Annotated in this window: 20 protein-coding genes and 1 tRNA gene; 11 read left to right on the top strand and 10 right to left on the bottom strand. The window is 34.9% G+C overall.

All coding sequences use genetic code 11. The annotated features are described in order from the left end of the window. The first annotated feature begins 100 nt into the window (after window positions 1–100). The 7 genes from A1704_RS02120 (at window position 101) to A1704_RS02090 (ending at window position 5678) form a co-directional block, all read left to right on the top strand. The gene (locus A1704_RS02120; protein WP_062670021.1) at window positions 101–496 is read left to right on the top strand and encodes a low affinity iron permease family protein; all 396 of its coding nucleotides are present in this window, start codon (window positions 101–103) and stop codon (window positions 494–496) included. Window positions 497–523: 27 nt separating this feature from the next. Beyond that, entirely contained in the window at window positions 524–1093 is a 570-nt protein-coding gene (locus A1704_RS02115) for a CinA family protein (RefSeq protein WP_082798684.1), read from the top strand. 37 nt (window positions 1094–1130) lie between these two features. Beyond that, a complete protein-coding gene (locus tag A1704_RS02110; RefSeq protein ID WP_062670019.1) occupies window positions 1131–1883 on the top strand; it encodes an SDR family oxidoreductase in 753 nt (250 codons plus the stop codon). Between the two features lie 11 nt (window positions 1884–1894). Further along, on the top strand, window positions 1895–3373 hold the full coding sequence (locus tag A1704_RS02105; protein ID WP_062670017.1) for an alpha-amylase: 1479 nt from the start codon (window positions 1895–1897) through the stop codon (window positions 3371–3373). Window positions 3374–3536: 163 nt separating this feature from the next. Beyond that, window positions 3537–4103, top strand: a complete 567-nt coding sequence (locus tag A1704_RS02100; protein WP_062670015.1) for a YciE/YciF ferroxidase family protein — start codon at window positions 3537–3539, stop codon at window positions 4101–4103. A gap of 225 nt (window positions 4104–4328) precedes the next feature. After that, entirely contained in the window at window positions 4329–4937 is a 609-nt protein-coding gene (locus A1704_RS02095) for an alpha-ketoglutarate-dependent dioxygenase AlkB family protein (RefSeq protein ID WP_062670013.1), read from the top strand. A gap of 129 nt (window positions 4938–5066) precedes the next feature. Beyond that, window positions 5067–5678 carry a DUF4142 domain-containing protein gene (locus tag A1704_RS02090; protein ID WP_062670010.1) on the top strand — a complete coding sequence of 204 codons (612 nt, stop codon included), beginning with the start codon at window positions 5067–5069 and terminating at the stop codon, window positions 5676–5678. Between the two features lie 122 nt (window positions 5679–5800). On the opposite strand, the gene A1704_RS02085 is transcribed toward A1704_RS02090, so the two are convergent. Next, complete coding sequence (locus A1704_RS02085) at window positions 5801–6259, bottom strand: PA2169 family four-helix-bundle protein (protein WP_062670008.1); 459 nt, start codon at window positions 6257–6259, stop codon at window positions 5801–5803. A 253-nt stretch (window positions 6260–6512) separates the two neighbouring features. Here A1704_RS02085 and pnuC point away from each other — a divergent pair, with 253 nt between their 5' ends. Next, the gene (gene pnuC, locus A1704_RS02080) at window positions 6513–7109 is read left to right on the top strand and encodes a nicotinamide riboside transporter PnuC (protein WP_062670006.1); all 597 of its coding nucleotides are present in this window, start codon (window positions 6513–6515) and stop codon (window positions 7107–7109) included. Next, on the top strand, window positions 7096–8127 hold the full coding sequence (locus A1704_RS02075; protein ID WP_062670003.1) for an acyl-CoA dehydrogenase family protein: 1032 nt from the start codon (window positions 7096–7098) through the stop codon (window positions 8125–8127). The genes pnuC and A1704_RS02075 overlap by 14 nt, the downstream gene beginning before the upstream one ends. 463 nt (window positions 8128–8590) lie before the next feature. Here the strand turns inward: A1704_RS02075 and A1704_RS02065 are convergent. After that, window positions 8591–8664: transfer RNA gene (locus A1704_RS02065), tRNA-Ala, on the bottom strand. Window positions 8665–8836: 172 nt separating this feature from the next. Between A1704_RS02065 and A1704_RS02060 the strand changes: the two genes are divergently transcribed. Beyond that, window positions 8837–9373 carry a GNAT family N-acetyltransferase gene (locus tag A1704_RS02060; protein WP_062669998.1) on the top strand — a complete coding sequence of 179 codons (537 nt, stop codon included), beginning with the start codon at window positions 8837–8839 and terminating at the stop codon, window positions 9371–9373. Between the two features lie 7 nt (window positions 9374–9380). Here A1704_RS02060 and A1704_RS02055 read toward each other — a convergent pair whose 3' ends face one another. Continuing rightward, window positions 9381–9740, bottom strand: a complete 360-nt coding sequence (locus tag A1704_RS02055; RefSeq protein WP_062669996.1) for a VOC family protein — start codon at window positions 9738–9740, stop codon at window positions 9381–9383. Between the two features lie 64 nt (window positions 9741–9804). Beyond that, on the bottom strand, window positions 9805–10029 hold the full coding sequence (locus tag A1704_RS02050; protein WP_062669994.1) for a hypothetical protein: 225 nt from the start codon (window positions 10027–10029) through the stop codon (window positions 9805–9807). 341 nt (window positions 10030–10370) lie between these two features. On the opposite strand from A1704_RS02050, the gene A1704_RS02045 reads away from it, so the two are divergent. Next, window positions 10371–11951: an autotransporter outer membrane beta-barrel domain-containing protein gene (locus tag A1704_RS02045; protein ID WP_062669992.1), complete on the top strand. Its 1581-nt coding sequence runs from the start codon at window positions 10371–10373 to the stop codon at window positions 11949–11951. A gap of 649 nt (window positions 11952–12600) precedes the next feature. Here the strand turns inward: A1704_RS02045 and A1704_RS02040 are convergent. The 6 genes from A1704_RS02040 to A1704_RS02015 form a co-directional block, all read right to left on the bottom strand. Then, on the bottom strand, window positions 12601–13668 hold the full coding sequence (locus A1704_RS02040) for a glycosyltransferase family 4 protein (RefSeq protein ID WP_082798683.1): 1068 nt from the start codon (window positions 13666–13668) through the stop codon (window positions 12601–12603). Between the two features lie 11 nt (window positions 13669–13679). Then, a complete protein-coding gene (locus A1704_RS02035; RefSeq protein WP_062669988.1) occupies window positions 13680–14900 on the bottom strand; it encodes a DUF1972 domain-containing protein in 1221 nt (406 codons plus the stop codon). Between the two features lie 126 nt (window positions 14901–15026). Further along, window positions 15027–16103 carry a glycosyltransferase family 4 protein gene (locus tag A1704_RS02030; RefSeq protein WP_062669986.1) on the bottom strand — a complete coding sequence of 359 codons (1077 nt, stop codon included), beginning with the start codon at window positions 16101–16103 and terminating at the stop codon, window positions 15027–15029. 1 nt (window position 16104) lies between these two features. Then, window positions 16105–17340: a glycosyltransferase family 4 protein gene (locus A1704_RS02025; RefSeq protein WP_082798681.1), complete on the bottom strand. Its 1236-nt coding sequence runs from the start codon at window positions 17338–17340 to the stop codon at window positions 16105–16107. Then, window positions 17285–18028 carry an acyltransferase gene (locus A1704_RS02020; protein ID WP_062669982.1) on the bottom strand — a complete coding sequence of 248 codons (744 nt, stop codon included), beginning with the start codon at window positions 18026–18028 and terminating at the stop codon, window positions 17285–17287. The genes A1704_RS02025 and A1704_RS02020 overlap by 56 nt, the downstream gene beginning before the upstream one ends. Beyond that, window positions 18025–20334 carry a hypothetical protein gene (locus tag A1704_RS02015; RefSeq protein WP_062669981.1) on the bottom strand — a complete coding sequence of 770 codons (2310 nt, stop codon included), beginning with the start codon at window positions 20332–20334 and terminating at the stop codon, window positions 18025–18027. Before A1704_RS02015 ends, A1704_RS02020 begins: the two co-directional genes overlap by 4 nt. Window positions 20335–20392: the final 58 nt, after the last annotated feature.

The following is a 20392-nucleotide window of genomic DNA, read 5'->3' as shown; positions in this document are numbered from 1 at the left end:
TAATAGCTAAGTCATAAAAGGCATAGGTGACTTGAGTCATAATTTTTATACTGTTGTTTTGATAACTTGTATTACCATTTTATTCAAAATTGTGTTATTTATGAAAAAAAAAATTTTTGAAAGGTTTTCAGATCGTGTTGTCTGTATAACCGGAAGTCCGGGTGCTTTTATTACAGCAAGTTTACTGGTTATTGTCTGGGCTGTATGTGGACCTCTTTTCAATTATTCTGAAACCTGGCAGCTTGTTATCAATACGGGAACCACAATTGTAACTTTTCTAATGGTATTTCTGATTCAGAAAACTCAGAATAAAGACTCTAAGGCTATTCAGATAAAACTCAACGAATTGATAGCCTCCTATGAAAAAGCCAGTAACAGACTGGTGGATATTGAAGATCTGACGGAAGAAGAACTGGACAAACTTCACAAATATTATGAGAAACTTGGACAACTATCCCAAGAAAAAGAACATTCACAGGATCCCGTGCAACAATAGTCTTAATACTGTTATAATATATACAGCATGATTTTAAAATCTTCTCAAATTGCCCACGCTGATTCATTGTCAGTGAAATCCCTGGTGCATTTCGTCATAGAACTCGAGAAACTGTTTAAGCGTATCGGAGAGTATCTTCTGTCAGGAGATGAAACCGTTTCAACAGCTGAAAGTGTTACAGCCGGATTTTTACAGTTTTCGTTTTCCCAGATGAAGGATGCCTCCCAATTTTTTAAAGGCGGCATGACAGCGTATACTTTAGAAGAAAAGGTAAATCTTCTTGATGTAGATGCTCTGGAAGCCAGACAATATAACTCTGTATCTCCTCATATTGCTGAAACAATGGCGTTGCAGGTAGGTAAACTCTACAAAACCGACTGGTCTATTGGAGTTACAGGATATGCCACTCCGGTGGAAGAATCAGAAGGGAAGCTCTTCGCTTACTTTGCCATTGCGCACAAAGGAAAAGTGGTTCTTTCAGAGAAATTATATCTGCACTCCAGAACCAAACCTGTTAATGCCCAGCTCTATTACAGTGAATTCATTCTGGGATGCTTTAAGCTGGAACTGGATAAACACCGTGAAAATAAGGAGTAAAAATCATCACAATAATAAGCTGTTAATACAATCAATTATGGAAAAATTACAATTGCAGAATAAATCTGTCCTTATTACAGGAGCAGACAGCGGAATTGGTAAAGCCATCGCTCTTTTATTTGCTAAGGAAGGAGCAGATATTGCCTTCATCCACTATCATGATGCCAAAGATGCCATGAAAACAGTGGAGGAATTAAAAAAAACAGGAAGAAAAGTCCTTTCGTTTGAAGGTGATATTAATGATAGTGAATTTTGTAAATCTGTTGTTAATGAGGTAGTTTCTAAATTCGGAGGAATAGATATACTGATTAATAATGCAGGAACCCAGGTTCCTTGTGAAAGTATAGAAAATCTTAAAGAAGAGGATATCCGCAAAACTTTCGATTCCAACATTATCGGAATGATCCTGCTGACAAAGATTGTATTTCCTTATTTAAAACAAGGGGATTCTATTATCAATACTACTTCAGCTACTGCCTATCTTGGACATGAAGAATTACTGGATTATTCAGCAACCAAAGGCGCTATTGTTTCGTTCACCCGTTCACTGGCACTGCAGGCTAAACCTAAAGGAATACGGGTGAATGCTGTTGCACCCGGACCGGTGGCCACGCCGCTTACGGAAAAAACATTCGGAGAAGAAGATGAAGATCAGAATAAACCGCCGCTAGAACGTAATGCTTCTACCGAAGAAGTGGCAGCAAGTTTTCTATTTCTTGCCACAGATACTTCATCACAGATAACGGGACAGGTTCTTCATCCTAATGGAGGTTTAATTGTTAACGGTTAATCTTAACGGATATGAATGGAGTTATTATTCAGTTTTTCCATTGGTATCATCCCGGAAACCTATGGAATGAGTTTGCTGAAAAAGCAGAATATTTAAAAGATTTGGGGTTTACTGCCGTCTGGTTTCCTCCTGCCAATAAATGCAGTCTCAATATGGAAGGGCGTGGCTATGATGTATATGATCTTTATGATTTGGGAGAATTTGATCAGAAAGGCAGTATACCAACTCGTTACGGGACAAAAGCCGAATATTTAATGGCAATAGAGAAAGCGCATGAAGTGGGAATGTCTGTGTATGCGGATATTGTTTTAAACCACAGGATGGGTGGAGATGAAGAAGAAAAGATTATGGTACATCAGCTGAGTGAAGAAAACCGTAATGAAAGAATCTCTGAAAATATGGAGGTTTCAGCCTATACGAAATTTACTTTTCCGGGAAGAAAAGGAGTGTATTCGAACTTTATATGGGATCATCACTGTTTCAGCGGTATTGATTATGTGATCAGAGAAGGAGAGGAGATGAAGGGTGTTTTTAAAATCCATAATGAATATGGTGAGGAGTGGACAGATGCCGTAAGTCATCAGTTCGGTAATTATGATTATCTGATGGGAGCTGACATAGAGTACCGTAATCCTTATGTTGTGGAGGAAATGAAAAAATGGATCAGATGGTATATGGAAACAACGAAAGTAGACGGAATCAGATTGGATGCCTTAAAACATATCTCCTCCAACTTTTTGAAAGACTGGGTCTCCTATATTAAAACAGAAGTAAATCCTGAATGTTTTGTTTTGGGCGAATTCTGGAAAGACGAGGCAGAAAAAATTGAGTATTTTTCCGATAAAATGTCTGATCTTATCTCTTGTTTTGATACTCCGCTGCATTATAATTTCTTTAAAGCATCACAGGATGGTAAAGATTATGATATGAGCCGGATTTTAAAAGGAAGCTTCTTGGAGAAGAAACCGGTATTCTCAGTTTCTTTTGTTGAAAACCACGATACACAGCAGCTTCAGGCTCTTGAATCTGCGGTGAAAGACTGGTTCAAACCCTTGGCTTATGCTATTATTCTTCTTACCGATGAAGCTTATCCCTGCATATTTTATCCCGATCTTTTTGGTGCAGATTATATCGATATAAAGGATGAGCAGGAAGTGCATATCATCATGCCGAAGGTTGAAGAACTTCCCGGTCTGCTTGAAGCGAGAAAGCTTTTTGCATATGGTAAACAGACCGATTATTTTGATCATCCCAACTGTGTAGCTTTTGTACGGAAAGGAGATGAAAAGCATGCGGACTGCATTGTAATCATGTCTAATAGCGAAGAAGGTTATAAAGAAATAGAATTGGGAAAAGAACATGCGGATTCGGTTTATACCGATTTTTTAAAGAACCGTCATGAAGAAATTTATACGGATAAAGACGGGAAAGCGGTGTTTACTGTAAATTCGAGTTCGGTAAGTATATGGGTAAAAAAACAAACACCGTAATGATTGGCAAATTTTCAGGCCTTTTATTCTCTGCGAACAGCTATTCTAATTTTAACTTACCATATAAGCTCCTGTAATTTTAGATACCACATCTCAGTATTTTGGACAAAAATGGTCTTATAGTTGCAGATTTACCACCAATCAATCACTAAATTATTATAATATGGAAACTAAAACGGCAACCAAAAAAACACCAGCCAAAAAAGCAACAACAGCAAAAGCAAAAACTCCGGCTAAAAAAAATGCAGCCAAAAGTTTGGAAGATCTTTTTGAAGATGCGCTGAAAGATATTTACTGGGCTGAAAAAGCACTGCTGAAAGCGCTGCCGGCAATGATGAAAAATGCAACCAGTGAAAAGCTTAAACAAGGCATTGATAAGCACATCACGGAAACAGAAGGCCATGTGGAAAGATTGGAAGAATGTTTTAAAGCATTAGGAAAAAAAGCCCAGGCAAAAAAATGTGATGCTATGCAGGGATTGCTGGATGAAGGAAAGAGCATTATGGAAGAGACAGAACCGGGAGCAGTAAGAGATGCGGGCATTATTGCAGCAGCGCAAAAAGTTGAACATTATGAAATTGCTACTTATGGAACACTGGCAGCATTCGCAAAAGTATTGAAGGAAGAAGAGTGTCTTAAAAACTTTTTAAGTACATTGGAAGAAGAAAAAAAATGTGATGAACTGCTTACAAAAGTTGCTGATACCAATCTTAACAGCAAAGCCATGTAAATACAATCTTTAAAAAGGAGACCTGAAAAAATCAGGTCTCCTTTTTATTGAAATCCGGAAAGGTTTAAAATGCAACATTTTTACCTTGTTTGATTTTGTATCAGTTGTAGTATATTTGTGGATATAATTTGTATCAATTTAGTTTTTTAAAATGAACTGTAATTGAATAACAAAACTCTTATACTGTAAAAGAAAACTGTATTCTACCATTTATAAAGTTTAAAAATGACCCAACTTAGCCTGTTCGACTCAGCAGATCTGTACGAATTTCCAAAAGACCTTCTGGAATACAGAGAACATTTCCTGAATCAGGAAGAAGCTGACCGCCTTAAAATTCATCTGCTTGAAACAGCTCCCTGGAAACAACGTACCCAGAAAATGTATGATAAGATGGTTCTCACACCTCGCTTAACCGCCTGGTATGGAGATGAGAAAAATGCCTATCCTTCAGACAATGAACTGGATGCCCATCATTGGACACCCGAACTGTTTTCTTTAAAACAAAGAATAGAAGAAACATTTGGCTATCAGTTCAATTCCGTATTGTTGAACCTTTACAGAGATCATAACGATTCTGTTGCCTGGCATCGGGATAAGGAAAGCAGATATGGGAAACGTCCGGTGATTGCGTCAGTAAGTCTGGGGCAAACCAGAAATTTTGATTTCAGGAAAAAAGACCATCATCAGAGTAAATACAGCCTGCCTCTTCCTCACGGATCATTATTGATTATGAAAGGAGACCTTCAGGAAAACTGGGAACATCGTATTGCCAAGTCTCTAACCGCTATGAAGGAGCGTATTAATCTTACATTCCGGTTGGTTAATAAGTTGTAAGGTATTTATTCATAATGTTTTATGATTAGGTTAGAAGTGTTGTAATCGGTTTTTGGCAGATAAATTGTTGCATTTATAAACAAAGTCATTGTTTGACTTCATTAATATCACCACTTAAAATTTATTATTATGAAAAATCTTGTAGTAACAATTTTTGCATTAGCTGCTTTAACGGCCTGCAAAAAAAACGAACCGACATCAACGAGCCAATCTGAGGAAAGTACCACAATGTCTGCCCCTGCAGAATCCGGGATGACGGTAAGCGACTCCACCAAAATGTCAGACACCAAAGATCAGAAAAGTACTCTCAGTGATCAGGACAAAAAGTTTGCAGATGCTGCAGCCATAGGAGGACTGATGGAAGTAATGATGGGAAAACTGGCCGCAACAAACGCTGAAAACTCAGTGGTAAAATCTTTGGGAGCAATGATGGTAACCGATCATTCCAAAGCGAATGACGAGCTTAAGAATTGGGCATCAGGAATAGGGTATACCTTACCCACAAGTCTGGATGCCGAAAAGCAGAAGATGTATGATGACCTGAAAGCTAAGAAAGGTAAAGACTTTGACAAAAAATATACAGATCTAATGGTCAGTGATCATAAAGAAGATGTGGAAGCATTCAAAAAAGAGGCGTCAGAAGGAACAGAAGCCTCATTAAAATCTTTCGCAGCGAAAACCCTTCCGACACTTGAACATCATTTGCAGGAATCGGAAAAAGCTAAAAATGCGGTCAAATAATATTGAGTTTTTATGACCTGCATCATAAGTATGAGCATACAATATTTAATAATTTTGAATTGATTAAATATTATTTTGTTCTTGATTATAGTAAGCTCCTCTTTTTAAGAGGAGTTTTTTGATTATTCTTTCTTTTTATATTCTTCAATTTTCTTGAATTGTCTGTAAGAATCTTTAAGGATACGAAGCTGTTCAGACACAATCTCAGTACTTTTTGGGCTGAGCTCACCTGTGTCCAGGGCATTTTGATAAGCTTCAATAGCTGCTTTTTCGCCAAATACCACATTTTCTAATGTAGATTCTATGAGATTTCCCATGGTAAAAGAATTTTTAATGTCAATCCAAGTTCTGTGAACAGCTCCTGCCATGGACGTTGAGTCCTCCGGAGTGCCTTGCTTTTCTGTGATGAGGTTGATCAGTTCATTTTTCATGATTTTCGACTGCGAAATCATATGTTCGTACTCATCTTTTACATCCGGATACATTTCCCATACTTTTCCCTCAACTTTTTCAAAGCCTTCCTTTCTGTCGTTGGTAATGTGAAGTAAGTCATTAAGTACTGATATTTCTTGATTGTCCATAATATAAATTTTTAGTTATCCATAAAATTATAATTTCCCTCATCGACTCCTTATAATCGTGATCATATCCTGTAAATAAAAAAACAAAGTCCTTTCTTTTTTCAACAAAAAGCTGCACCTTTGCCGAACAATGGGGTGCTACAAAACAGTGGCTGAGATGATACCCAGGAATGTATTTCCACACCTGATCCGGATAATGCCGGTGTAGGGATTGCTTACTGATCATCTCATCATTTGATTTCTAATAATTAATATGATGCAGGACATTTTAAAACAAATTACCTTACCGGAATGGTTCGGAGTCTTATTTTCAGTCATTCAGGTTTTACTGGCCCGTAAAAACAATGTCAACAACTATCTTTTCGGAATTGCGGGGATTCTGCTTACGCTGTATGTGATGCTTACTTCCAAGCTGTACGCTGAATTTACCTTAAATCTTTATTATCTGATCATGAGCATCTATGGATGGTTATATTGGAAATTCGGAAAGCAGAAATCAGAAATGGAAATCTCTGTTACCACCACCACAGAAAAATGGATTACGGGAGGAATTGTTCTGGGAACTTTTATCTTATTCTGGTCTTTTCTGACCCATTTTACAGACTCGGATGTTCCTATCTGGGATTCTCTGGTGAGTGCTTTTGCCTGGGCGGGAATGTGGCTGATGGCGAGACGGAAAATTGAAAACTGGGTGATACTCAATGTCAGTAATATCATTTCTATTCCTTTAATGATTCATAAAGAATTGTATCTCTATGCTGTTTTGACGTCATTCTTATTTTTAGTAGCCATTTCCGGATATATAGAGTGGCAAAAAATTATTAAATCGAAGGCTAATGCTGAGTACTAAAGAGATCAGACGGGAACTTCATGGAGCCCCTGTAATTTCTGATAAAGTAATGCAGCATATTCATGAAGAAAAACTGCTTAAAATATGGGTTCCCAAAAAATATGGAGGACTCGGCTATCGTTTTGAAGAAGGACTTAACACCTTATTTAGCTGTGCAGAAACCGATGGAAGCTTTGGCTGGATGCTGACACTTTGTGCCGGAGCCAATTATTTTTCCAGAAATATCAAGCCTGAAATTGCTCAATTACTGTTTATCCATTCTGAAACCTGCTTTGGTGGCAGCGGAATGGTGGGAGGAACTGCAGAAAAAATAGACAACAGCCACTATCTGATCAACGGTTCATGGAATTTTGCAACAGGTGCACCTCATCTTACCCATTTTACATTGAATGCCAAAATTACAGAAAACGGAAAACCTTTAATGGATGGTCATGGCAATGGAATAATTCGATCATTTATTATTTCGAAAGAACAAGCTGAGGTTATTCCCAACTGGAAATCTATGGGAATGAAGGCCAGTGGCACCTATTCATTCATTGTTGAAAATGTGCTCGTTAATGAAGACTATAGTTTTGTTTACGATACTTTTTTCACCAATGATATTCTGGACACTATTCCTTTTCGGATTTTTGCAGACTTGACACTGTTGGTCAACTATTTTGGAATGGCTTCTCATTTTATTGAAGAAGCAGAATATATTCGTCCTGAGATCCATTTCAAAAGTTTCGCAGAGTCTGTTGAAAAGCATTTGGAAAAAGTATTGCAAATTGCCGGAGAAGTAGAAAATATACTTGGTGATCACAAAGATATTTCTGAAGGATATCAAAACGAAATCCACCAATATGGAGTAGAGCTGGTTCAAAGATTATCCCATCAGATGCTTACTATTTATACACAGCTGGGAATCCGGGCTACGGATATTAATTCTGAAGTGTATCAGGTGTTCTGTGATTATTTTACAGCTGCGATGCATTCTAATTTCAGACCTTCTGCTGATGATTTGGACTTTTCTTTTTGAGTAGAAAATTCTTTGTTAATAAACTTTTTATCTAATACTGATCTATTTCAGATCAAAATATTTTAAATACAATTTTGGAGAAAAAGAATAAAAATTTATGGGTATTGAGATTATTTGGTATTTCGTATATATCTGCGATTTCTTTTAATAAAAAAATTTCAATAACCTTCGGTAATAGAGAAATATCCATTTGTGAATTAGATTTATGTCTACTGTTCATAATCCATAGACCTCCATCATGACCTTCCTTTATATCTTTCCACTTTAATTGATAAGCATCTCTATAGAAAAGAGTCCATAACTTTGCTCTAACACAATGCAACATTTAAAGGTTATTAAAAGTGGAACTAAAAATCTTTGAAAACTATACCATTCCTTTTTACAAAATAAACCCTACAAAAATCAATTTTTGTAGGGTTTATCATATTTTCGTACATTATATACATTTTATAATTGCACTAAGTGGAGAATACGGGATTCGAACCCGTGACCTTTTGACTGCCAGTCAAACGCGCTAGCCAACTGCGCCAATCCCCCGTTTTTTTGTAAGGCGATACAAAAGTAAGTATTTAAATGATATTTGCAACTATTTTATAATTTTTATTGAATTAAAATTAATGGAAATAGGCTCAATGACCATAAAAATCCATCATTATCCCTAGAATAAATTCCTAATTAACCTATTTTTGTCTGAAATTATAATACAATCATGCAACTCTATACAAAAAGATTAGTTCTTCGGGATATTACGATTGATGACAAACAGGATATTTTCGATTACCGCTCAGATGCCGAAGCCAATAAATTTCAAGGCTGGATTCCTGAAACCCTGGAAGAAGTGGAAAGTTTTATCCAAAGAAACACAACTGAATTCAACCAACCTGAAAGCTGGTATCAGCTGTTGATTACTGATCAAGAAACAAAAGCAGTCATTGGAGATATCGGAATTCATTTTATTGGAGATGAAAATGTACAGGTAGAACTTGGAATTACCTTAAACACCTCATTTCAGGGTAAAGGGTATGCTTCTGAGGCTTTAAAAGGTATCATTGATTTTCTTTTTAATGATTTACAAAAACACAGAATTACAGCTTCCGTAGATCCTGACAACACTGCTTCTCTTCAACTGATGGAAAGAATTGGTTTAAGAAAAGAAGGGCATTTTGTGAAAAGTCTGTTCTGGAAAAATAAATGGGTTGATGATATTATTTATGCAGTTCTTCGTGAAGAATGGGTTACAGAATAGATGCCTTTCAGATATCATTGTTTTGCTGTACTACGCAAAATGAATTTCCTTCGGGATCAAGAAGAACTACATAGTCAGCATCATCTTCGTAATTCCAGCCTGGCATCTTTCCAGCCCCAATACTAAGAAGCCGCTCTACTTCCTGCCGCTGATTATCAGTTATCAGGTCCATATGATGTCTCTTTGGCTGTTCCGAACTGGTTAATTTTAATGATAACTGCATTCCATCTCCTTCCTTTGGTATCAGAATGGCAAAGTCAACATCAGGCTCATTCTTTATTTTGTAGTGCAAAGCTTCACACCAAAATGCAATTGCTCTGTTCAAATCCGCAACGCCCCAAACGATGGATAATATTTTTAATTTCATTTCAGTGTTGTTTTAAATAATAAAGAATTTAAGATCTTATAACTCTATTCTCAAAAAGAAATAATTACAAAACGGTATATTTTTCGTAAAATGGAGTGAATTTTGTTCTTACAATCGTTAAAGTAACTAAACCATTGCAAATCAAATAGGATACGATCATTGTATGAAACCACTTTTTAACCGTAACTGTAATCCAGTTATCATTTTCGATCAATGAATACATCTCTTTTTTTAAGTGCGTAATCACATGATCCTTTTTCTTTCCGTTTAATGAAAATAAGTCTTTCATAATCTTTGGTAATCTTTAATCATTTTTAGTTTAACAAGTCTTTATGTTGGCTTATTTCATGGGGTTAGTTTTATTATTCCAAATATAGTGAAATAATAAAAAATTACTTTATGACGCCAGTCATAAAAGAATACCAGTTACAAGTCCAGAATAACGGACTTTAGTTTTTAAGGTTGTCTGATTTGTTATATGATACAGCCTATTCTTTGATATTAATATTTGTGGATATTTTTCCACAAGCCTGTACATGTATTTCCACGGCATTCGAAGAATTTTTACATCTCTATTAGCATACCTTTACCCCGTAATAATATCAATTATGATATGTAAAACAATAATGAATGGTTAAAATTTATACAAAATTATTTATAGCAGTATTAGCTTTAAGCTCTACTTTTGCTTTTGCCCAGGCAGGAAATGTTGGTATTAATACTGCAAATCCAGGCTCCACTATGGATATTAATGGATCATTAGCAGCAAATTATAATGCTGTTATTACAAATTCTTATAATTTGAACTCATCAGATTTCCATGTTGCTTATAATGGTGGTTCCAATGCTGTTTTTAATCTCCCTTCCGCAGTCAGTGGGGCTGGGAATTATAAAGGACGTATTTACAGGATTAAAAATAATACAAACTTTAGTATTACAGTAAATTCTGCATCTCCCGAGACTATTAATGGAAATCCCAATGTTCTTGTACCAGCAAATCAAAGTGTAGAATTAATCAATACCGGGCTTACAGGAGCTTCTTCTACATGGGAAATCCTTTCAAAAGGAAGTTCTTCTACAGGAGATTATATTATTGTAAAACCAAACGCTATTCAAACAGTATCTACAGGGTCGGACGTTACATTTGGGTCTGTAATTGCAGCCAATAATATTACTTATAATGCCGGTGTTTTTAATTTGAAAGCCGGGAAAACCTATGTTCTCCGTTGCCAACTGCATGCTACAGAGTTCTCACTAGCTGGAGGTTTCTTTGTCTATGAGTGGGTTGATGCTTCAAATAATTCTGTTCTTCCCTCCAGTACCACCGGTGTTGTTGATGCGATAAATAATTATCCTGCCACTTCAATAGGAGGCCAGCCAGAAGCCTATGCTATTTACAGACCTACAGTGGATACCTCTGTAAAAGTACGATTAGGAGGAGCAGGAACAGCTCAGTTGAATCCTCAGATAGGATTTATGACTGTTACAGAGCTTGCTGGAGGGAATGGAAACGGAGGAACAACGATTATTAATAACAATATTACCGCAAGCAATGGTCTTACATTATCAGGTACAGATGTAAAACTGGGAGGAACCCTCTCACAAGCTACAGATATAGCAATGGCGGGAAACAATTTAAGTATTAATGGTACAGGAAAAGTCCTGATGGGGACCAATACGGTGCCCGCGGGTGCATCAAATGCAAAAGTTATTATTGATAATGGGACTACCAACGGTGCTCTTCAAATTAAAGATGGTACTCAGCAGTTGGGGTATGTCCTCACAAGTGATGCCAATGGTTTGGCAACATGGTCATCCACTGTTACTACAGCGTTCGCCAATAATTGGACACCATATACCGGGACATTAATAAATCCTTATACAGGCGGAACTGGAGCTGCAGGATTAAATACGGGAGTTCAGGTAACTATCCCTGCAAAAGGATGGTATTTTTTCCGATGTGGAGTTGCGATCAATTCTGATTGTAATGATTACTTTTTTTATATTAACGGTATTGGTGATGTCTGGAGAAGCTACTGTGGCTCAAACACTGCTGCATTCATGTTTCCAAGAGATCAGAACCGTGTATTATATTTTGCTACACCAGGAACCTACACTGTGTTAGCTGGTAAAACAAATGGAGTAGTTCCGACCTCATTCAATGCTGGAAACCCTTCTTTTTATCTGGATTTTGTAAAATTCCAAAATTAAATAGCGGCTTTTATGCTAAGGTTCAGCGATTCTAAAAACACAGAAAAAACTACAAGGATTATTTCTTTGTAGTTTTTTTATGGATTAAAATCACTACTTTTTCCCTACAAAGGAAAAAATAGTGATTTGATGTGATTTGTATTGATAAATTTTGTGTCTTTTATTTTTAGAGATAATTTGTATTGTTTTTTATTCTAAATTTATAAGGTCTTTAAAAGTATTCTACTCTTATTATAAGTGTTGAATTACCATACAAAAGCAATGTAGAACTACATCATATCCAATCACTTTATTGATGATTGGGCTCTAAAAAGCTCATTTTTATTTATAAGTAATTCTCTACAATAAAATTTTGCGCAATTTTATTGTAAGATTTTAAATATGTATAACAACAGTTAGTTTTCAATTGACTTTTTAGCTTTTACTGCTTTTAAAAGATGTTAGAAGTTTTATAAATCATGATGAAGCCAATTACTTTTTGCTCATCAGGAGAAACAGAGCATCCTTGCTTTCTTTGTTTATTACTTGCCCTTAGTTATTCTCATGAAGGGTTTCTACTAAAGTGCTCGCAGCATCTTGTTTTATAATTAGTGATAGAGCAGTTTATACAAGAGATTCCAAAAAATGACAGTGAATAAATGAAACAATCTTAGTTGTACTCTAATTCTTTTATCCTTTTTTTCCAGCTCAGGAAATGATTAATACTTTTAATGATTTTGAAAACAGCTATAAATATAAAAAAGGAGATTAATGAAGAATAAATAGAGTAGCTTTTAAAAAAAACATACTGAACGAGAAATGTCAGAACATTAATCAAAATAAAAGTAATACTTATTTTTTTATGAGAAAAACCTAATAAAAGAAGAAGATGATGGATATGGGTTTTATCTGCTTTGAAAGGTGATTTTCCTCTTAATATTCTATCAGTATACACTCGTATAGAATCAATTACGGGAATAGTAAATACAAAAAGTATAAAAAATACTCCATAAGGAAAAGTTGTTGTATTGTTATCAAACTTTGTGATGAAAATTCCCAGACATATCAATAAATATCCTAAAAATAGCGAGCCTGAATTTCCTAAGAAAATTTTATTTTTCTGAGAAAGATTATATTTTAGAAAAGCTATAATACTTCCAACAAAAAGTATAGCTACTCTTGCCAGCCCTAAGTTGCCTTCTATTAACATGATAATAAAGAACAAAACAAATCCTATTCCTGCTACACTACCTGCAAGCCCATCCACACCATCTATAAGATTAAAAGCATTAACTGCTGTTACGATAACCAAAACAGTGAGCAGATACTGGAAGTATGTATTAATTTCATAGATTCCGAACAATCCGTATAAAGATGAAATTCTTATTCCGGAAGTCGCTATAATGATACTTACACAAACTTGAATGATTAGTTTATAAATGGCTTTAATATCAGTTTTATCATCTAGAGTTCCCACCAGAAGTAAAATATAAGAGGTTACAATAATTGGAAGTATTATTCTCCAGCTTTTATCTGCGGAAATTTCAATTAATAGTAAAATAATCATTCCAATAGCCAGACCTCCAATTAATGGAATAGGAGTGTAATGTATTTTTCTTGTATTGGGAACGTCTACCAATCTAATTTTTTTGGCAATGATTCTCATTACGGGGATTATACAGATTGATAAAATGAAGGCAAGGGTTCCCGATATTAATAGTTCTATAAAATCTTTCATGGTACTTTGTTTTAAATGGGTTCACTGGGATTATTGAATAACTGTATGTTTTTCAGATGCTCTAAGTTGTACTTTTCAAGGATTTTTTTCTCCAGGTTACAAATTACAGGATATACTTTTGCTTTGTTTTTTGCAGTAAATGTTTCTTCAATAAGATTATGGTATTTTTTTGCGATTTTTTTCCAGATATATCTTCTTTCCGCTATCTGCTTCATCCTGATTGCACAATTTTGAAGATCTTCATTTTTCAGTTGAGCCAAAATATTTTTCAATTCTTCTGCATTTGAAAAATAGAATGCCTGATTTTCTGTAGTTGTTCTGTTGTAAGAAACACCATTGCTGATAACCGGTAGTCCTAAAAACATGGCTTCCACTAAAGAAGGATTGGTACCTCCTGCAGAATGACCGTGAATATAAAGCGAAGCATTTCCACGAATAAGATCTATTGTCTCTTGCTCATAAATTGGATCTAAAAGATGAATATTTTCGAAATCTGAATATTGCTGTTTCAATTCCACACCATATTGACTATTCTTCCAGTTACCAACCATTACGAGCTTGCGGCCAGGAAATTCGCTGAATACTTTTAAAATAGTGTGAACGTGATTCTCTGGTTCTATTCTGCACACTTTTACGGCGTACTCACCCAGTAAAAAAGGATATTCTTCAATATTTTTTGATGTGGGAACCAAATTTACTTTTGTGTGGTCTGCCCCATATTCTATTACCCTGCTGATTGTTTTATATCTTAAAGAAGTATAATCCTGAATAGATTCATTATCAGAAATATCAATATCAGAAAACTGTACTGCCAGTTTTTCTGCCCACCATAAATATAATTTGGCTGCTAATGACCATTTATCTCTCTTCCATTCGATACCATCTATGGAAATAATGATTTTTTTACTGGTAAACAGTTTTACAAATGGAAGAAGCCAGGCTCCGGCTACCCCTAAAATCAGTAAAACATCACAGTAAAATAATGAATGAATAATAGACCATGTATCATATGCAATACTCTGAACTCCATTGGCGTCTAGAGGAATATATTTTAGTCTGGCTCCTTTCCAGCTTTCGCTCCTTTCTTTTTCTGGGTATTTTTTTGAGGAACAGTATACTGTAAAATCATAGGTATCTGAGAGCTCTTCTACAAGATGAGCAGCTAAAGTTTCAAATCCTCCATAATTGGCAGGTAAGCCAACGGTTCCGATAATTGCTACTTTTGTTTTCATAATTAGTTGTATTTAAAAAGAGTATAACTATTCATGTTCCAAAAGTAAATTAGGTTGTAATTTATTGATAATCAGTATTTTATTTTTGTAAATACTTGTGCATAATTCCAAAAAATGGAAAATCTGTTATAAACTGGAAATAATATGGATTGATTCTTTCTCAAAATACTCCTCCGAGAACATCAGACTTTTAGCATAAGCTGCATCACTGAAAGATTGATAAATAATTCTATCTTTTAATATATAGTTTATTTTTTCAGATAGCTCATTTATATTTTTAGAATTAACCCAAAAACCATTTTCACCATTTTTCACAAGCTCCGTAACGCCGCCAATTGGCGGAACAATAGCAGGAAGACGATATCGCATTCCTTCCAGAATAGTTAATCCAAATGTTTCAACCCAAAGATCGGGATGAGATAGATTGACCACTAAATCAGCCTCACGGTAAAAAATATGAGTGTCAACCTGAGTAGGATAGATTTTCAGATTTTTTGGAATTTCTTTCATCCTGAAATAATCTAAAATTTCCTGCTCTGAAGCATTGACTACCAGTTTGAAAATATATTGTGAATTTTGTTGTGCCAGCTGCAAAAACTCGTTTACCCCTTTGTATATTTTTAAAGAGCATATCATTAAAACCACCGGAACTGTATTTTGATGATTTTGAAATTGGTCTGCTTTTTCAACAAAATCCTGTTCCAATACATTGTAAAGAAGAACCTGGTTGTTGATCAGAGATTCCTGCCTCAAAAGAAATTCTGAAACAAAAACAATCTTATGGGCTGTAAATTTTGCTATTCCAAAAAGCAAATTCTTAAAAATAGCAGGCTTGATTGAAGTTTCGTGGATATGATAGATTACTTTGCAGCCTTTTATTTTTCCGGCAATAGCTGCTCCAAAAGGAAGCACAGTATTGATATAGAGAATATCTTTTCTTTTCAGGAAAAACAAAAGCTTTATCATTAATAGAAACTGACAGAGAAAGAAATTACATATTCTTGTGACAGGATTGGGTGAAAAGCGATACCAGAAATAATGATTTCTCACTTTAGAAATATCAGAAAGAAAACCTTTTCTTCCACCTGAAGTAAAAAGATGGGTTTCCATACTATTTTTTGTCCAGGCTTTTAATGACTGCATCAGTACCTTTGGACTTCCGCTATAATCATTTAATAAATGGATGGCAACAATTCTTTTCATTTCAGATTTGATTATAAATTGTATTCAGATATTCACCTCTTTTTTCCCAGGAAAATCTTTCCAGATAATGTTTTCTTGCCCCGGTACTCATTTCTTTCCTTAGATTTTTTTCCAGAAAAAGCCTTAGTAATGCATAGCTGAGCTTCTCAATGGTTTCATTGTATTCCTGCTGTGGAATTGCAAAGCCACAGGTACGATTGATGAACTCTCCAGGGCCTTCATTTTCAAGACATACCACCGGTAATCCAAATGAGAGTGCTTCCGGAACTACCATTCCTGCCCCTTCATGTGACGGAAATAAAAATACTGATGATTGTTCATAGATTTTCATGAGTTCTTTCCGGTCAATCCATTCTATTATTTCAATGAAATTATTCATTTCAAGACTGCTGATAAGGGACTGGTAAGATTTTTTCTGTTCCCCCGTTCCAATAAGAGTAAGTTTGCATAATGCTTTATCTTTTTCTGAAATTTGATTAATGAATTGGGCAAAAGATTTTATTGTTAAATCAAACCCTTTTAAGGGAACGAACCTTCCTACGCTGATTATCTTAAAGTCTGATTTTGGAAGTAGTTCTTTTTTCTGGAAAAAGTCTTCTGATGCTACTGAAGGATAAAGTGAGTATTTGCCTTTACCCGGCTTCAGTTTTTCCGGAACACTGCTATTCATACACCAAATATGATCTGAATGCTGAATTGTATTTCTTAGTGATACGGAAAATTTCCAAAAGCAATTTTTGATCAGCCAGATAAGGCGGTCTTTAATTAAATATTGTATTGAATAATCTTTCAGATATTGTTTTGGAATCAGAGGATGATGTCCTACCGGTCCCCAAACCATAGGCTTATTAAGTTTCCATAAAAAGCTTGGCGTCCAATCATTATGAAAGTTGACATTATGAACAATATCAAAATCCAGTTTTTGTTTTTTGATAAAAGAGACAACTTTCTTTTGCCACAGATAGTAATAAAACATGGCACCGAGATTTCCTTTTTTCCAGAAGCGCATCCAGTAAGGAAGATCAAAATAAAGGAATTGGATATTCATATATACAGGATCAGGATTTTCTGCCATATATTTTTCAATATGGATTTTATTATTTTCTCTTGTAATGGCAATTATTTTTCGGAACCGGGCAATCTGATATACAAAATTCCAGCCCATGGCATCTTCCGAACCTTTATAGGGATTTACGGCATAGCAAGTCGCCAGTATAATCTGATTGGTAGTCATCATAAGTTCTCATTTTTATTAGTTTTGCAGGTACACCTCCTATAATACTGTTGTCTGGAAATGATTTTGTAATAACACTTCCTGCTGCTAAAATACAGCCGGAGCCAATTTCTACGCTGTCCAAAATTGTAACTTTACTGCCAATCCAACAGTTTTTGCCTATTTTAATTCCTTTTCGATTCACGCCCTGATGTCTTATGGAAATATCAGGATCTTCATAATTGTGATTTTCCGGATGGCAGCTAAGGTATTGTCCTACAATACAGTCGTCACCAATTTCAAGACCTCCGGAACCTCCGAGATAAGCAAATTCTCCAATCCCTACATTATTTCCAATTTTTATTTTTTCTCCAATATTATTTAATGAAGTAGAAACTATAATTCTGCTGAAAGCCCCTATAGAAACATTATTTCCAAATTCTATCCCCTGTTTAGCCAGTGCAGAAATATAAACGTCATTCCCTAATCTCAGAAATTTTCCCCATTGTATTTTTGAAACATTGAAGAATCCTACACGTTTTCCCAAAAGCATTCCTTTTGGATTTCTTAAAAAGAATATCGTCTTCAGTCCTCTGATGAGACTCCAGAACTGAACCCAAATCAGCAGGAATACGGCTCCGGAGTTTAATGCCTTATCTAAAGTAAAGTCCGGATTTCTGAGCTTTATGATTTTTTCAACAATTGTTTTCATTTTGCAGCAATTATAGTGTTCATTATAGTACCTAAAGTGGTGTCCAAATCATTATTTTCGATGGAAAGATATTTGATCTTCGGATCTTTTTTTTCCAGTTTTGAGAATAATCTGCCGTATGATGCTGTCAAAGCACATATTGAATGATAGGAAAGTTCTTTTTTTCTGCCCAGAATTTTTTCGGGAGCAGCATACAGAAAAAAATTAAATTTGGGTTTTAATAGCAGATGATATCCGTTTTCTGTGATGCCTTCCGGAAGTTTGATATTGCTTCTTTTACTATCTGCAATAAAATCAAAATAATATCTGTCATACAATACAATTTTTCCTCTTAACACATATTTCAGATAAATAATAAATTGTCCAATAATATAATCTGCATAGTAATATGTAAATCTTAACAATGAGGAGAAAAAATGATCATTCTTACCTTGTCTTGGCAGAGAATTTACAATATCCTGATGCGCTTTTTCTTTTCCCTTTGTAAATACACTCAATATCGGAAGGAGAGAAGGTCTGTGTCTGAGAACTTTTACAGGTCTTCGGTAGCGTTTTTCAATGAGCTCCGAAACTTCAGAAATAACCGTTGATTTTCCAACACCATCTACACCACTGAAAGTAATAATGAATCCTCTTTCTGAAAAAATATCTTTTAAATAGCCGCCGAGATTCTTAAGGAATAAAAATCCTCTGTTGCATTCTTTGTTTTTCAGCATTGTAATACATTCTGTTTTACTTTTCATTATTGTTTCTGAGGTATTCTCATATACAAAACTTTTATATGAATCCGGAATTTTACTATTATTTAGGGTATAAAAATAATACAGGTATTTTGCCGTATCTTGTGGAGATGATATTTTAATTCCATATCTGTTCTGCTCCGCATGATCTATCATTCTGTGTGTTTCCATAAATTCAAGATGTTTCCACTTCAGCTGATAAATAAGATCCAGATTAAGAATCTTAAGATCATGAGTAATAAGCCTTATGTTGTACATGAATGATTTTTTGACAATTTTTATTCTGTTGACCAGACTGTTCTGTTTTAGAAATACAGCCATTTTTGAAGCATCCTGGAAGGAGATAACAAGATCAATATCAGAGTTGAGAGGGAGGTTTTCCGGTTCTTTATCATGGAATTTCAGTGCAGCATATTTCTGAGGATATAAGTAATCAAAAATATCCATGATAAGAAGCTCTCGTTCGGTTTTGATTTCAGTAAGATACATATTCAAGGCCTCCGACCATACTTTTAAAAGCCAATGAATCTGAAGATGCCATTGTTCTTGTTCAGAATACAATTTCAGGTAATAAAGCACATTGGTCAGCAGATAGAATTTCAGATATTTTTTAAGTTCATTATCATTAAAATTAAATGCAGTTTTATTGTGCTTTCTGATTTGTGTCCAGGTTTCTTTCCATGGCATATGCTGTACAAGGATACTGTTCTGTATGATAAAGTGAAAGAAATCAAATCCTTTAGGTTTTTCAAATGAAGCCAGTTCCCAATCGTATATTCCAAGGATATCATCTTTTACACAGCAGTTCCAGGGAGTAAAATCCCCATGAGAAAAGGATAAGTGTATCATTTCATCTTTATCAATATTTTCCAGAATCATTTTAAGTTTTCGCATCAGATTTGGAGGGATCCGGTTATCATCAATTGTGGTGAAGTTTTCTATCAATGTGCCGAAATGTTTCCAATTGGATATTTTAATGGCAGTCTGATATTTTTCTTTGATTCCCTGAAGAGCTTTAGCATGAATTCCACTGAATTTCTTTTGTCTCTTTCCGTTATTTGAAATATCAGAAAGCCTTAATACATAATCATTAATTAAAGATGCAGAAGGTGTTGAATACAATCTGTTGGTTCCGGAGTAGGTGATGATTTTATATTCTTTATTGATAAGATTTTTTGCATTTTTTGTCGCAGCAATTTTGAAGAAGCATTTGTCTGCAAATAAAACGGCTTTGTTATTAGGGCCTGGAGTTCCGGTAAATATGGCCCAATCATTCATGATGTCAAATAAAGGGTTTTCTTCTGAGGTATAATATAAAGTCTCTTTTTTGAATACTACTTTCTGCAGATTCAGAAAGAATATGAGATGCACAACGAAGGCAAATAATTTTCCCTTAATCGTTGTTATATTATAGAACTTCAGGAATAAAGGCTTTTTTGATCGCGAATTCCAAAACCATCGTACACTTCCATCCTGGTTGGGAATATAAGAAAATGAGATTCTTTTACTTCCTGTCTGCTGTTTCAGATACAGTTTATATCCTATGTTTTTAAATAAGTTTCTCATGATGTTCTATTTTATATTAACATAGGATATAAACATCTTGCCAATTATTTAAGTTATT

Source organism: Chryseobacterium cucumeris, from assembly GCF_001593385.1.
In the GTDB taxonomy this organism is placed as follows: Bacteria; Bacteroidota; Bacteroidia; order Flavobacteriales; family Weeksellaceae; genus Chryseobacterium; species Chryseobacterium cucumeris.
This window is presented reverse-complemented; position numbering and strand designations above follow the sequence as displayed.

Coding starts and splice junctions, on each gene's coding strand:
- A1704_RS02120 (WP_062670021.1), top strand. CDS start 101: ATGAAAAAAAAAATTTTTGAAAGGTTTTCAGATCGTGTTGTCTGTATA.
- A1704_RS02115 (WP_082798684.1), top strand. CDS start 524: ATGATTTTAAAATCTTCTCAAATTGCCCACGCTGATTCATTGTCAGTG.
- A1704_RS02110 (WP_062670019.1), top strand. CDS start 1,131: ATGGAAAAATTACAATTGCAGAATAAATCTGTCCTTATTACAGGAGCA.
- A1704_RS02105 (WP_062670017.1), top strand. CDS start 1,895: ATGAATGGAGTTATTATTCAGTTTTTCCATTGGTATCATCCCGGAAAC.
- A1704_RS02100 (WP_062670015.1), top strand. CDS start 3,537: ATGGAAACTAAAACGGCAACCAAAAAAACACCAGCCAAAAAAGCAACA.
- A1704_RS02095 (WP_062670013.1), top strand. CDS start 4,329: ATGACCCAACTTAGCCTGTTCGACTCAGCAGATCTGTACGAATTTCCA.
- A1704_RS02090 (WP_062670010.1), top strand. CDS start 5,067: ATGAAAAATCTTGTAGTAACAATTTTTGCATTAGCTGCTTTAACGGCC.
- A1704_RS02085 (WP_062670008.1), bottom strand. CDS start 6,259: ATGGACAATCAAGAAATATCAGTACTTAATGACTTACTTCACATTACC.
- pnuC (WP_062670006.1), top strand. CDS start 6,513: ATGATGCAGGACATTTTAAAACAAATTACCTTACCGGAATGGTTCGGA.
- A1704_RS02075 (WP_062670003.1), top strand. CDS start 7,096: ATGCTGAGTACTAAAGAGATCAGACGGGAACTTCATGGAGCCCCTGTA.
- A1704_RS02060 (WP_062669998.1), top strand. CDS start 8,837: ATGCAACTCTATACAAAAAGATTAGTTCTTCGGGATATTACGATTGAT.
- A1704_RS02055 (WP_062669996.1), bottom strand. CDS start 9,740: ATGAAATTAAAAATATTATCCATCGTTTGGGGCGTTGCGGATTTGAAC.
- A1704_RS02050 (WP_062669994.1), bottom strand. CDS start 10,029: ATGAAAGACTTATTTTCATTAAACGGAAAGAAAAAGGATCATGTGATT.
- A1704_RS02045 (WP_062669992.1), top strand. CDS start 10,371: ATGGTTAAAATTTATACAAAATTATTTATAGCAGTATTAGCTTTAAGC.
- A1704_RS02040 (WP_082798683.1), bottom strand. CDS start 13,668: ATGAAAGATTTTATAGAACTATTAATATCGGGAACCCTTGCCTTCATT.
- A1704_RS02035 (WP_062669988.1), bottom strand. CDS start 14,900: ATGAAAACAAAAGTAGCAATTATCGGAACCGTTGGCTTACCTGCCAAT.
- A1704_RS02030 (WP_062669986.1), bottom strand. CDS start 16,103: ATGAAAAGAATTGTTGCCATCCATTTATTAAATGATTATAGCGGAAGT.
- A1704_RS02025 (WP_082798681.1), bottom strand. CDS start 17,340: ATGATGACTACCAATCAGATTATACTGGCGACTTGCTATGCCGTAAAT.
- A1704_RS02020 (WP_062669982.1), bottom strand. CDS start 18,028: ATGAAAACAATTGTTGAAAAAATCATAAAGCTCAGAAATCCGGACTTT.
- A1704_RS02015 (WP_062669981.1), bottom strand. CDS start 20,334: ATGAGAAACTTATTTAAAAACATAGGATATAAACTGTATCTGAAACAG.